Origin of the sequence: Pseudarthrobacter sp. L1SW, assembly GCF_020809045.1 — a bacterium.
Lineage (GTDB): Bacteria > Actinomycetota > Actinomycetes > Actinomycetales > Micrococcaceae > Arthrobacter.
In genome coordinates this window covers 4,036,360-4,048,694 of record NZ_CP078079.1, presented here as the reverse complement: position 1 = coordinate 4,048,694, position 12,335 = coordinate 4,036,360, and the positions used below count along the sequence as shown (strand labels likewise).

16 protein-coding genes are annotated in these 12,335 nt (G+C 66.0%); 9 read left to right on the top strand and 7 right to left on the bottom strand.

Translation table 11 applies throughout. The features are described from left to right. Positions 1-13 precede the first annotated feature (13 nt). Positions 14-466: a 50S ribosomal protein L9 gene (gene rplI, locus KTR40_RS18785; protein ID WP_139031005.1), complete on the top strand. Its 453-nt coding sequence runs from the start codon at positions 14-16 to the stop codon at positions 464-466. Positions 467-540: 74 nt separating this feature from the next. On the opposite strand, the gene KTR40_RS18780 is transcribed toward rplI, so the two are convergent. Next, positions 541-963, bottom strand: a complete 423-nt coding sequence (locus KTR40_RS18780; protein ID WP_228404780.1) for a DUF1801 domain-containing protein — start codon at positions 961-963, stop codon at positions 541-543. A gap of 57 nt (positions 964-1,020) precedes the next feature. Between KTR40_RS18780 and KTR40_RS18775 the strand changes: the two genes are divergently transcribed. After that, entirely contained in the window at positions 1,021-1,872 is an 852-nt protein-coding gene (locus tag KTR40_RS18775) for a PhzF family phenazine biosynthesis protein (protein ID WP_228404779.1), read from the top strand. A 113-nt stretch (positions 1,873-1,985) separates the two neighbouring features. Then, positions 1,986-2,612: an FMN reductase gene (locus KTR40_RS18770; protein ID WP_139031002.1), complete on the top strand. Its 627-nt coding sequence runs from the start codon at positions 1,986-1,988 to the stop codon at positions 2,610-2,612. A 57-nt stretch (positions 2,613-2,669) separates the two neighbouring features. Here KTR40_RS18770 and KTR40_RS18765 read toward each other — a convergent pair whose 3' ends face one another. Together KTR40_RS18765 and KTR40_RS18760 are read right to left on the bottom strand one after the other, a co-directional pair. Continuing rightward, the gene (locus KTR40_RS18765; protein ID WP_228404777.1) at positions 2,670-3,242 is read right to left on the bottom strand and encodes a hypothetical protein; all 573 of its coding nucleotides are present in this window, start codon (positions 3,240-3,242) and stop codon (positions 2,670-2,672) included. Between the two features lie 2 nt (positions 3,243-3,244). Then, positions 3,245-3,520 carry a hypothetical protein gene (locus KTR40_RS18760; RefSeq protein ID WP_228404775.1) on the bottom strand — a complete coding sequence of 92 codons (276 nt, stop codon included), beginning with the start codon at positions 3,518-3,520 and terminating at the stop codon, positions 3,245-3,247. A 656-nt stretch (positions 3,521-4,176) separates the two neighbouring features. Here KTR40_RS18760 and dnaB point away from each other — a divergent pair. Further along, positions 4,177-5,559 carry a replicative DNA helicase gene (gene dnaB, locus KTR40_RS18755; protein ID WP_013602891.1) on the top strand — a complete coding sequence of 461 codons (1,383 nt, stop codon included), beginning with the start codon at positions 4,177-4,179 and terminating at the stop codon, positions 5,557-5,559. A 28-nt stretch (positions 5,560-5,587) separates the two neighbouring features. On the opposite strand, the gene KTR40_RS18750 is transcribed toward dnaB, so the two are convergent. Together KTR40_RS18750 and KTR40_RS18745 are read right to left on the bottom strand one after the other, a co-directional pair. Continuing rightward, positions 5,588-6,559: an acyl-CoA thioesterase gene (locus KTR40_RS18750; protein WP_139030999.1), complete on the bottom strand. Its 972-nt coding sequence runs from the start codon at positions 6,557-6,559 to the stop codon at positions 5,588-5,590. Between the two features lie 242 nt (positions 6,560-6,801). Then, on the bottom strand, positions 6,802-7,236 hold the full coding sequence (locus tag KTR40_RS18745) for a DoxX family protein (protein ID WP_139030998.1): 435 nt from the start codon (positions 7,234-7,236) through the stop codon (positions 6,802-6,804). A 119-nt stretch (positions 7,237-7,355) separates the two neighbouring features. On the opposite strand from KTR40_RS18745, the gene KTR40_RS18740 reads away from it, so the two are divergent. From KTR40_RS18740 to KTR40_RS18730, 3 genes are all read left to right on the top strand, one after another. Beyond that, positions 7,356-8,708, top strand: coding sequence for an MATE family efflux transporter (locus tag KTR40_RS18740; RefSeq protein ID WP_228404773.1), 1,353 nt, complete (start codon positions 7,356-7,358; stop codon positions 8,706-8,708). Between the two features lie 58 nt (positions 8,709-8,766). After that, complete coding sequence (locus KTR40_RS18735; protein ID WP_228404771.1) at positions 8,767-9,357, top strand: hypothetical protein; 591 nt, start codon at positions 8,767-8,769, stop codon at positions 9,355-9,357. Positions 9,358-9,460: 103 nt separating this feature from the next. After that, positions 9,461-9,826 carry a hypothetical protein gene (locus KTR40_RS18730; protein ID WP_139030995.1) on the top strand — a complete coding sequence of 122 codons (366 nt, stop codon included), beginning with the start codon at positions 9,461-9,463 and terminating at the stop codon, positions 9,824-9,826. On the opposite strand, the gene KTR40_RS18725 is transcribed toward KTR40_RS18730, so the two are convergent. After that, complete coding sequence (locus KTR40_RS18725; RefSeq protein WP_139030994.1) at positions 9,823-10,368, bottom strand: ABATE domain-containing protein; 546 nt, start codon at positions 10,366-10,368, stop codon at positions 9,823-9,825. The genes KTR40_RS18730 and KTR40_RS18725 overlap by 4 nt on opposite strands. A gap of 72 nt (positions 10,369-10,440) precedes the next feature. Here KTR40_RS18725 and KTR40_RS18720 point away from each other — a divergent pair, with 72 nt between their 5' ends. Next, a complete protein-coding gene (locus KTR40_RS18720) occupies positions 10,441-11,484 on the top strand; it encodes a DMT family transporter (RefSeq protein WP_139030993.1) in 1,044 nt (347 codons plus the stop codon). A gap of 92 nt (positions 11,485-11,576) precedes the next feature. Here the strand turns inward: KTR40_RS18720 and KTR40_RS18715 are convergent, their stop codons facing one another. Next, positions 11,577-11,840: a WXG100 family type VII secretion target gene (locus KTR40_RS18715; protein WP_104999494.1), complete on the bottom strand. Its 264-nt coding sequence runs from the start codon at positions 11,838-11,840 to the stop codon at positions 11,577-11,579. 213 nt (positions 11,841-12,053) lie between these two features. Between KTR40_RS18715 and KTR40_RS18710 the strand changes: the two genes are divergently transcribed. Continuing rightward, the gene (locus KTR40_RS18710) at positions 12,054-12,326 is read left to right on the top strand and encodes a DUF2277 domain-containing protein (RefSeq protein WP_079598081.1); all 273 of its coding nucleotides are present in this window, start codon (positions 12,054-12,056) and stop codon (positions 12,324-12,326) included. The last annotated feature ends 9 nt before the right edge of the window (positions 12,327-12,335 follow it).

Genomic DNA, 12,335 nt, shown 5'->3' with positions numbered 1-12,335 from the left:
GGGATTAACTAACATGGCAAAGCTCATTCTGACCCACGAAGTAACCGGTCTCGGTGCTGCTGGCGACGTTGTCGAGGTCAAGGACGGTTACGCCCGTAACTACCTGCTGCCCCGCAACTTCGCCCTGACCTGGTCGAAGGGCGGCGAAAAGCAGGTTGAGTCCATCAAGGCTGCCCGCGCTGCCCGCGAGCACGCTTCCCTGGAAGATGCTCAGAAGCAGGCTGCTGCACTGCAGTCCAAGCCGGTCAAGCTCGTCGTCAAGGCTGGCGAAACCGGACGCCTGTTCGGCACCGTCAAGCAGGGCGACGTCGCTGACGCCGTTGAGGCCGCTGGCCTTGGCAGCATCGACAAGCGCAAGGTTGAACTGCCGGTCCACATCAAGTCGGTTGGTTCGTACCAGGCCAACGTCCGTCTGCACGAGGACGTTGCTGCTGTCATCGAACTCGATGTAGTGGCAGGCAAGTAGCCTTTACGGCTCAACAGTCCTGACTGTACAGAGACCCCCGTTGCCGGATCCCGGCGGCGGGGGTCTCCTGTTTGTCAGGGGCTGTGCAGTTCCGCCATGACGTGCTGGTAGCCCGCCCGGATCATCTCGCTGAGCACCCCTAGGTCCACGTCCTGCAGCCTGTTGATGTAGAGGCAGGACACCCCTGTCTTGTGCTTCCCCAGTCCGGGAAGCAGCCTGTCAGCATCCGGTCCGTAGGTTAGTCCGTAGAGGGCAAGGTTCGTTGTGCGCGGTGAAAATCCGACCGCGGCGGCGTCCCCCTCCCGACCGCTTCCGTAGCGGTAGTGGTAGCCGCCGAAGCCCACGATGCTTGGCCCCCACATCACCGCCTCCTGGCCAGTGATGGACCGCATGAGCCCAAGCAGTTCGAAGCTGTCGGCACGCCTCCCGGGATGCTCCACCGCCGCGAGGAACTCCTCGACGGGCACGCCGGTGGGCTGGGTCTTGTTCTCTGCCATGGACGTAGTGTCGCAGACCGGCCGTCCGCCTGCCAGCACCGGTGATAGCCTGCAGCGGTGACTTTCAAAGCCCCCCGCAGCCGCCCCTTCCACCAAGTGGACGTCTTCTCCAGCGAGCCGTACCGCGGGAACCCGCTGGCCGTCGTCGTGGACGCAGAGGGGCTGAGTGGACGGCAGATGCAGCAGTTCGCCAACTGGACCAACCTGTCCGAAACCACGTTCCTGCTGCCCCCTACCGATCCGCGCGCTGATTACCGGCTCCGGATTTTTACCGGCAGTGAAGAGTTCCCGTTTGCCGGCCACCCGACGCTGGGCTCGGCCCACACGTGGCTTGAATCGGGGGGAGTGCCGAAGGCGGATGGTTTTGTGGTGCAGGAGTGCGGCGCCGGCCTGGTCCGTGTCAAGAACGACGGCGGCCGGCTGGCTTTCGCAGGCCCGCCGCTGACCCGCTTCGGTCCGGTGGACGGGACAACCCGGCGCCAGGTGGCGGCCGCGCTCCGCCGCCCCGAGGCCGAGGTGCTCGACGCCTCATGGCTGGTGAACGGTCCCGAATGGATTGGTGTGCTGCTGTCTTCGGCGGCGCAGGTACGTGCCCTGCAACCCGATCTCGCCGCCATGGGAAGCCTGAAGATCGGCGTAATCGGGCCGGAGCGGGATGACCCGGGGATCGATTTCGAGGTGCGCACCTTCATCCCGGGCGACGCCATGATGGAAGACCCCGTCACGGGAAGCTTCAATGCCGGGGCGGCACACTGGCTGATTGGCAGTGGCCGGGCTCCGGACCAATACGTCGCGGCCCAGGGAACCATGCTCGGGAGGGCGGGGCGGGTCCACGTCTCGGCTGACGGCGGAGAGATCTGGGTGGGCGGCGATTCCACCACCTGCATCCGTGGCTCTGTGCTGCTGTAGCGCAGGGCCAGGAAACCCCCGACGTCCGCGGGAATACCCAGGCCCTCGCCGCCGTTCACTCAGTACATGCATATGCATGTAGCATGGGGATGAACGAGTAACAGGAGAACGCCATGGAAGCCCGCCGTATCACAGTCCTTTCCGCCGGCCTCGGCGTCCCGTCGTCGAGCCGCCTGCTTGCCGACCAGCTCGCCGCCTCGGCCGAGCGGCAGTTGGGCGCGGCCGGCTATGACGTGACCGTGGACGTCGTCGAGCTCCGGGACCTTGCCGTGGACATCGCCAACAACTTTGTCACAGGCTATGCTGCACCCCGGCTGGCCGAGGTGATCGCCGGAGTGGAGGCCTCTGATGGCATCATTGCCGTAACGCCTGTGTTCAGCGCGTCCTACAGCGGCCTGTTCAAGTCCTTCATCGATGTCCTCGACCCCAAGTCCCTGGACGGCAAGGCCGTACTGCTTGGCGCCACGGGCGGCACCGATCGCCACCAGATGGTCTTGGACTACGCCCTCCGCCCGCTGTTCAGCTACCTGCGCACCAGGATCGCGGCCACGGGTGTCTTCGCCGGCCCGCAGGACTGGGGAACCGCGGACGACGGCGGGTCCTCCCTTGCCGCCCGCATCGACCGCGCTGCCGGGGAGTTTGCCCGCCTGCTGGAGGGGGCCCAGCCGGGCCGGAAGCCTGCCCCCATGGAGTCACTGCCGTTCGAGCAGCTGTTGGCCGGCATCTCCGGGAACGCCTGAAGTTCCTCGCTGAGGCGAGCCAACTTCCACCACGCATCTTCGCGACTCCCGCCGGGCTTAGTCGTCCAGCAGTTCGATGAACTCCCTGGCCTGCTTCATGGAGATATCAGAGTGCCGGGTCAGGGCGGTGGCGGCCGCCTCCGTGTCCCCGTTGCGGGCCAAGGTGCGGATCCGGCCGTAGATCTCGTCGTTGAGCATGTTGCTGCTGACCTCGCGGGTCACGTCCCCTTTGCTCGCAATCGCCCGGTAGCGGTAGGGGAACCGCTGCGGCTCATCGTCGTCGTCGTCCTCAGCGGCCGCTGGCACGGCCTCCGGGCCGCGGTAAGGCTGGGGGTGGGCGGCCAGGGCGCCAACCGCATCACGCGACGCGCGCAGCCCGTCGCCCGTGGCCTCGTAGTACAGCTTGATGGCCGCCATGGCCTGTCCCTGGGCGATAAGGGCATAGAGCCGCCGGTGTTCGTCCTCGGAAAGTTTTCCAGCCGCCTGGCGGGCGAGGTCCGCGGAGCTGACCGCAGGCGCCGCGGATGCCGCGCCGGCCGAAGCCCTTCGCCTGCTGAGGGCGCGGGCGGCGAGCAAGACTCCGGCCGCCACGGCCAGGAGGATAAGGACAGGGATCACGAGCGATTCCATTTTCAAAGCCGTTCTGTGTACTTCCTGGTGGCAGCCAGATCTGAGTGCATCGCCTGGGCGTTCTGGCTTGGCCGCGTAATGGCCTCGAGGCGGGCCCGGGCAGCGGTGGCTGCCTGAACTTGGGCGGCGTAGTGCCGGGCTGAACGTTCGGCCAGGTCACGCTGGTACTTCTCGGCGTCGGAAACGCCTGAATTGCGCGGGCTAAGGGCCGTGGCAAGCCCCCAAATAAGCGCCGCCAAGACGATCGCCGGCAGCAGAACCAGCAGTAGTTCGCCCATACATAGAGCTTATGCCAGTTCCTCTTTATCCACAGCAATATTCACTGCTGTGCATATGGGTTCCCCTGCCGGGCAGCGGACGCCCGCAACGGCATATGGCGAAGCACGCGGGGCCGCAAATGAACTGCGTCACTGCCCGCATCCAGGGCATAAGGTGTCCCGGCGACGATATGGGCTGTGGATGAAATTCCCCGGAAGAAATATTTACTCCACATGCTTGCGATAGCGTTTGCCCAGGTCAGCCGCATATTGGCAGGAAAACTTTTTTGTTGTCCACAGCCTTGCCCACAGGCTGTGCACAAGCTATGCCGCTTAGTGCACAGCTTGTCCACAGGGCCCGGAGACTGCTGGCTTTGCAGCGGGGGCGGAGGGGGCTAGCGTAGCGGGGTACCTGTTCTTCCGGGGCTTGCTGGTTCCGAATCACTGCTGAAAGGCAACCTGCGGAACCGCCGGATCCGGAAGAAATAGCCCGCTGTGGAAAACCTGTGGATAGTGGGGATAACCCGTGCCCATGCCGTCTCCGGAGGGCTGGCCCTGCGTTGTCACACCCCGCTGGTAGACCTGAACAGGTAGCGGTGCGCGGTCTTCGGGCAACGCCACACCAGGATGGATAACCGCCGGGCCCCAAGGTCCGGCTCACATGGAGGACGGCAACTTTGTCAATCGCGCATCTTGACCCGGTCGAAACAACCCGCGGATCAGACGCGAGCCGAAAGCCGCCGCAGGATATCCCCGCCGAGCAATCCGTCCTGGGCGGCATGATGCTGTCCAAGGATGCTATTGCCGACGTCGTGGAAATCCTTCGGGGACAGGACTTCTACCGCCCCGCCCATGAGACCATCTACGAGGCCATCATCGACCTCTACGGCCGCGGTGAACCCGCGGACGCCGTTACGGTCTCGGACGAACTGACCAAGCGTGCCGAGATCAATCGAATCGGCGGCCCCGCCTACCTGCACGAACTGATCCAAACAGTCCCCACCGCAGCCAACGCCGGCTACTACGCCGAGATCGTTGCGGAACGCGCCGTCCTCCGGCGCCTGGTCAACGCCGGGACCAAAATCGTCCAGTTGGGCTACGGCTCGGACGGCGAGGTGGAGGACCTGGTGAACCAGGCCCAGGCCGAGGTCTACGCCGTTGCCGAGCGGCGCACTGCCGAGGATTACGTGGTCCTCAAGGACGTCATGGAGTCCACCGTGGACGAGATCGAGGCGTCAGGGCACCGCGGCGAAGGGATGACGGGTGTCCCCACGGGGTTCTACGAGCTGGATGAGCTCACCCACGGACTGCACCCGGGCCAGATGATCGTCATCGCGGCCCGGCCTGCTGTGGGTAAATCCACCTTCGCCCTGGACTTTGCCCGCTCCGCCGCCATCAAGAACAACCTCGCCACCGTGATGTTCTCCCTCGAAATGGGGCGGAACGAAATCGCCATGCGCCTCCTTTCCGCGGAGGCAACCATCGGATTGCAGGATCTCCGCAAGGGAACCATCAAGGACGAGCAATGGTCCAAAATCGCCACCACCATGGGCCGGATGAATGACGCCCCGCTGTTCATTGACGACAGCCCCAACATGTCCCTGATGGAGATCCGGGCAAAATGCCGGCGCCTGAAGCAGCAGCACGATCTCAAGCTGGTGATCCTCGATTACCTCCAGCTCATGAGCTCCGGCAAGAAGGTGGAGTCCCGCCAGCAGGAAGTCTCCGAGTTCTCACGTGCACTGAAGCTGCTGGCCAAGGAACTGCAGGTGCCCGTCATCGCACTGTCCCAGCTGAACCGTGGCTCTGAACAGCGCCAGGACAAGCGGCCCATGGTTTCGGACCTCCGTGAATCCGGGTCCATCGAGCAGGACGCGGACATGGTCATCCTGCTCCACCGCGAGGATGTCTATGACAAGGAGTCGCCGCGCGCCGGCGAAGCCGACATCCTGGTTGCGAAGCACCGTAACGGCCCCACCAAGGACATCGTCGTTGCCTTCCAAGGCCATTACTCCCGGTTCGCCAACATGGCAGCGGACGCCGGCGGCGGGGGCTTCTAGGGGCCCGGCGCCCCTGGCGCGGAGAGGCTTAGCCCTGTGCCAGCAGGTGGTTCGGCAGGCGGTTGCCCGGGGCGGTGCCCCTGATCTCAAGCAACTCGCGCGCGTGGGCGTGCAGCCGCTTGTCCTCCTCGCTGACTGGCACCCAGGCAGGGACAGGCACGGAGTTGCCTTCGGCGTCGCGCGCCACCATTACCGTCAGGCAGTAGGTGGTGAGGTTCATGTCGCGGCTCTTGGGATCGCCGGAGCGGACGTGGACTGCGATGTGCATGCCCTTCGTTCCCGTGTACACCAGGCGGGCTTCCACCTCCACCACGTGGCCGATCAGCAGCGGCCGGTAGAACCGGACGCCGCCGGAGAAGACGGCCACCGTGTCCATGCCGCAGTACCGTGAGGCGCAGACGTACGCGGCCTCATCGATCCACTTCATGACGATCCCGCCGTGCACTTTTCCGCCCCAGTTCACGTCCGTGGGCGCAGCCATGAAGCGGAGGGTCACCCGTTCGGCCGTGCCCGCATCGGTATATTCCTGGCGGTTCATGGCTTCGACTATCTGTTCCCGTACCTTGATCCGGGCCAAGGCGTGGTCCCGTTGCTCGATTTCCTCCGCCGTGACGGGCTGGTACTGCTGCACCGGGATGGGTTTTCCGTCCTCACCCACGGCCACGAAGATCACCATGCACTGGCTTCGCATGGTGGCCGGGCCGCCCTTCGGATCCCCGGAGGACACCACCGTGCGGATATGCATCGAGGACCGACCGGTGTAGACGATGGTGGCCTCCACTTCCACCATGTCGCCGCTGTTGACGGGGTCGGCGAAATGGATGTTTCCCACGTAGGCGGTCACGCAGTAGGACTTCGCCCAGCCCACCGCGGCAGCGTACGCGGCCTTGTCCACCCACTCGAGCACGGTGCCGGCGTCCACGGAGCCGCTGTGTCCCACGTCCATGGGGGCGGCCAGGAAGCGGAGGGTAACGGAGTTGGCGGCGCCGGAGTCAGTCATGCTGCGATCATACTGACGCCACTGGGTTACCCAGCAGTCGGGTCCGGCGCCGGAAACGCCGGAGAGTTCCCGGCGCGGCGTTCCGGAACGGCGGCCCCGCAGTTTTCCGGCGACACGGCACTGTTCGGGCGGGCGGAAGGGCTGTTGCAGCGACCACACTAAGGCCTTAACGGCCGACGGCGGGTGCGCACCGGAGTGCGCACCCGCCGTCGACCGCTTCCCGGCTGTGGCCGGGGTGCCGCTTAGGCCAGGACGGCCAGTTTGGAGTTGCTGCGGCCAAACAGGGCCCGGTCCACAGACAGGCGTCCGGCGCCCGTGAGGGCCAGGGCGAAGGCTGCTGCGGCGAGGAGCAGCACCAGCTCATACCCGCCGTTGGCGGCAAAAACTCCGGCGGAGGCGTGTACCAGGAACAGGGCGCCCAGCATGTCCAGGGCCAGGAGGGCTGCAACCACGCGGGTCAGGACGCCCAGGATTAGGGCGATTCCGCCAGCGAACTCAAGGACGGCAACCGTGGGCGCTGCAATTTCCGCTGCCGGAACGCCCATCTTGGCGAACGAGGCCTGGGTGCCGGCGATGGTCCATTCACTGAACTTCTGCCAGCCGTGGGCGGCAAAGAGGAAACCCAGGATGATGCGGAGGGCGGTGATGGCGGTGGTGGTAAGTCGTGACTGGTTCATGAGTTCCAGTCTCGCGGCGGATAGTTGAAGTGTCAACTAACTGCGTCACAATGTGTTCCTTGTCATGGGCGGGAGCCGTCCCATACGCCTGACCGCGGGTGGCAGATTAGGCTGGTTTCGTGCCGTCCTTACCGTCCCCCGCCACCGCCACGCAATCCCGGGGGAAGAACCGGGAGATCCTCCGGCTGGCCGTTCCCGCCTTCGGTGCGCTGGTGGCCGAACCGCTGTTCCTGCTCGCCGACTCGGCAATTGTGGGCCACCTGGGCGTGGCCCAGCTGGCTGGCGTCGGACTCGCCTCGGCGGTGCTGCACACCGCCGTCGGCCTAATGGTCTTCCTGGCCTACTCCACCACCCCGGCCGTTGCCCGTGCCATCGGTGACGGCCAGCTGGGCAAGGCCCTCGCGGCCGGGCGCGACGGCGTTTGGCTGGCACTGATGCTGGGCACAGTCCTGGCGGTGGCCGGGTTCCTTGCCGCGGACCCGCTGATCGGCCTGCTCGGGGCCGAAGGTGAGGTGCGGACCTTCGCCGTCGACTACCTCCGCTGGTCCATGCCCGGCCTGGTTGCCATGCTTCTTATTTTTGCCGGCACGGGCCTCCTCCGGGGCCTTCAGGACACCCGGACCCCGCTGGTGGTGGCCACGGCAGGCTTTGGCCTCAACATCGTCCTGAACCTGTGGCTGGTCTACGGGCTGGGCTGGTCCGTGACCGGATCCGCGGTGGGAACCAGCGTGGCCCAATGGGCCATGGCGGGCGTCTACCTGTACATCGTCAGGCGGAACGCAGTGGGCAACGGGGTGGGCCTGCTCCCAAGCTGGCGGGGCATCCGCAGCATGACGCGGGTGGGGTCCTGGCTGATGCTGCGCACCCTGAGCCTCCGGATCGCGATCCTGGCCACGGTGCTGGTGGTCACTGCACAAGGGGCGGTCAACCTCGCAGCCCACCAGCTGGCAATGACCATTTTTTCCTTCCTGGCCTTCGCCCTGGATGCGCTGGCCATCGCCGCCCAGGCCCTGATCGGCAAGGAGCTCGGCGCGTCAAATGCCGCCAGGGCGCGCCTCCTGACCGGCACCATGATCCGCTGGGGACTGGGCTTTGGCGTGGTGACGGGCATGCTCCTGGCCATCGCGGCCCCCTGGGCCGGTGCCCTTTTCACGTCCGATCCCGAGGTGCAGTCGGTTCTGGCCATTGCCCTCTGGGTGCTCGCCGCGGGCCAGCCCATTGCCGGCTACGTCTTTGTGCTGGACGGGGTGCTGATCGGCGCCGGGGACGCAAAGTACCTTGCCCTGGCCGGGGTGCTGAACCTCGCCGTCTATGTGCCGCTGTTGACGGCCGTGGCCGTGCTGGGCGTATCGGGCGCCGCAGGCCTGGGCTGGCTATGGGCCGCCTTCGCCCTCGGCTACATGGCGGCGCGCGCCCTTACCCTCGGCCTGCGTGCCCGGTCAGACCGGTGGATGGTGCTCGGTTCCGGGTAGCAGCAGCGTGATCGGGCCCGGAGTTCTGCCACCGCACCGGCGCCACTAAACTGGACCGGTGACGCAACCAAGGACACCCGCAGGCACCGCCCCCGGAACCGCCCCCCGGCCAGACCTCTGGCAGCCGGTCCTGCTCCGTTCGGCGGCAGCGCTGGTTTTCGGCGCAGTCACCATCTTCTGGGCCGCCCCCTCCGTGGGGGTCATGGGCTGGGCCGGGGGACTGTATCTTTTAGCCACCGGCCTTCTCCTCCTCCGGGGCATCCAGGCCGCAGGCTTCCAGCGTGATTCCGCTCCGGGCAAGCTGCTCTCGGCGGCGGGCGCAGTGCTGGCCGGTGCCGGGCTTTCCCTGGTGATGCTGCACGGGGACCTGTTGTTTGGCGTAGTGGGTGCCGTGGGGCTTGGTGTGGCCGGAGCGCTTGAGCTGCTCTGCGGGCTGAAGCTGCGCGGCCGGCATGTCCTGTCCCGGGACTGGATCACCTCCGGAGCCATCGGCCTTGGCACCGCAGCCGTACTGCCGTTCTTTATCGGACTGGGTGCCCACGCCCTGCTGGGGGTTGTTGGTGGCGGAGCGATTATTTCCGGCATGTTGTGGGTACTTTCAGGCCTGACGCTTCGGCACGATGCCGGCCGCACCTCCGGGAAGCCGTAAACTAGGTAAGCGCGGTTCTACTCCTTGTAGAAAATTCGCCGGGCAAACCACCGCAATACTTAAAACAGGCCGGCCGGCGCGCCGCCTGCAGGGAGGAACCACCGTGGCAGACCAGCATCCAGGAAAACCGCGCAGGCTGCGGACCTCGGTGAAGGGGCCCCTGATGTTCTCCGCGTTCTGGGCCGTAATAGCGTTCTTTGCCGTCGTCATCTTTGCCTCCGGAGGCAGTGCGCGGACACCCCGTTTCGACCTCGCCTTCACTGCTGCCGGCATCGCCTTCATTGTCACCCTGGTGGTTGCCGCGATGCTCTCCATGAGCTACAAGGAAAATGCTGAGCACCTGGGCAAGGGTTCCGGCGTGAACCTCAGTTCGGCCCGGAAGCCCTCCCACGGCTTCGGTGCCCCGGGCGCGCAGGAGCCGCCCGCTTCCGCCGACGGTCCTGAACACCCGGACACCCCGGGCCGCTAGCCGGAGGCCGCCTGCCGGGCCCGGTAGGCCGCCACATGCGCGCGGTTGGCGCAATTGCCGGTGTCGCAATACCGCTTTGACCGGTTCCGGCTGAGATCCAGCACGGCAGCGTCGCAGTCCTCTGATTCGCAGGTCCGCATCCGGTCCATTTCCTTGCCGCGGATGACGTCCGCCAGCGCCATCGCGGCCTCCGTGCTCATTCTGTCCACCAGCGGGGCTTCCGGTGTGGTGGCGTGCAGGTGCCAGTCCCAGTCGTCGTGCTTGACCAGTTGGGGCAGCGCGCGCGCCTCGCGCAGGAGCCGGTTCACCGTGCCGACGGCTGCGTCTTCATCCGCCGTCCACAGTTCCGCGAGCTGTTGGCGCAACTGCCGGACGCTTTCCAGCTCCTCTTCATCCCTGGTGCGGGATCCGGTGAAACCCTCAGCCGCCAGGAAGCGGTCCAGGTCCGCCTGGGTGGCGAGTGCTTCGGTCCCGTTTGCCGCCGAATTGACCAGGTTCACCACCGTCCGCAGCGCCACCTCAGTGTCAGGGGCAAAAACCATCTTGACTCCTTACAACGCCGTCCCGTACTGTCATGACCATAACCCCACTTTACTCCTGACAGGAGCGGCCCAATGTCTGCTGCGAGCAACCGCGCGCCCCGCCCCGTGTCCGCAGGCAGGCTGAACTTCCTCGCCTCCGGCCTGGGCGTAGCCTTGTTCTCCTCCGCCGTCTTCGGACTCTCCGGGTCCTTCGCCAAGGCGCTCCTGGAAACAGGATGGTCCCCGGGAGCTGCCGTCACTGCCAGGCTCACGGGTGCAGCGCTGATCCTCGCCGTGCCCGCTTTTCCCGCCCTGAGGGGACGATGGCACCAGCTGCGGGACAACTGGGTGACCATCCTGCTTTTCGGGCTAATCGGCGTCGCGGCCTGCCAGCTTTTCTACTTCAATGCTGTGGCCAGGCTCTCCGTGGGGGTGGCACTCCTGCTTGAATACTTGGCTCCGGTCATCATTGTGCTGTGGCTGTGGGGTGCCAGCCGGAAGCAGCCGCGTGTCCTGACGTTTGGCGGCACGCTGCTCTCCCTGGCCGGCCTGGTCCTCGTCCTGGACCTCACCGGTGCCGTGAAGGTCGACGTCATTGGTGTCCTCTGGGGTATTGCGGCCGCCGTCTGCCTGGCCATGTATTTCTTCATCACGGCCAAGGAGAATGACTCCCTGCCGCCCATCGTCCTGGCCTCCGGGGGCCTGCTGGTAGGCGCGGCCGTGATGTGGCTTTCCGCCGCCACCGGCCTGCTGCCCATGGCCTTCAGCACTGCCGACACCAGGCTGGGCCCGTGGGTCACACCCTGGTGGGTGTCACTGGCGGGCCTTGTGCTCCTGGCAACCGTGCTGGCCTACGTGTCCGGAATCATGGCCGCGCGGGCGCTCGGTTCGAAGGTGGCGTCCTTTGTCTCGCTGACCGAAGTCCTCTTCGCCGTCATCTGGGCCTGGCTGCTTCTTGGTGAGCTTCCGGGCGCCATCCAGCTCGTCGGCGGCGCGCTGATCGTCGGCGGCGTCATCCTGGTCCGGCTCGACGAACTCCGCGGTCCTGCGCCGGCGTCAGCCGAAGGGCGCGGCAAGGAGCCGTCCAAGGGGGCGTCTCCGCTGGAACATGCGAACGACGTCGAGCCTGTTCCTTAAGGTCGAGCCTGTTCCTTAAGAACGGAGGGCCCGGACTGGTGTCCGGGCCCTCCGTGCGTTGGCTTCCATTGAAGGTTGCCTCGAGGCGGTGCCTAGTTGGAAGCCTGTTCCTGCTGGTCGGCGTTCCGCTTTGCGCGGGTGCTGGCTTCCTTCAGTGCTTCGGCCACCTTGGTCAGCTGGGTGGTGTGGGTCCCGGACCACTCCTCGCGGAACTTGTCCGCGTCCGGTCCCTTCCAGTTGGTGCTGTTCAGCAAGCTGGTGAGATTGGACTTCTGCGTCTCGATCTGTGACGCGCCCTCCTGAAGCTTGCTGCCCAGCTGACGAAGCTGCTGAACGTCTGCACCCCACATGGCCATTGGTTTCTCCTTGTTAGATCGTGGATCCGAACCAGGTCGGCATCCCCCGCGGCCCCCCGGCTCATCCGGAAGATCCATTGCCTAAAACCTACCCCGGCCCGCAAAACAGTGTCGATGGGCACCCCTGCCCATGCCGGACTCCCCATGAAAGGCAGCCCTTGCGGGCTGCGGAAGGGGGTCGATCGCAGGCGATCCAGAGCCTAGCATGGCTGTATGTGCCGGAATATCCGAACCCTCCACAACTTCGAGCCGCACGCCACGTCCGAGGAGGTCCATGCCGCCGCGCTGCAGTACGTCCGGAAAGTCAGCGGCAGTACCAAGCCGTCCAAGGCCAACCAGGAAGCCTTTGAGGAGGCAGTCCACGAGATCGCCCACATCACGCAGCACCTCCTTGACTCGCTGGTGTCCCAGGCGCCTCCCAAGGACCGCGAAACCGAGGCGGCCAAGGCCAAGGCCCGCGCCGCCGTGCGGTACGGCGCGGCCTGAGGTCCTGGC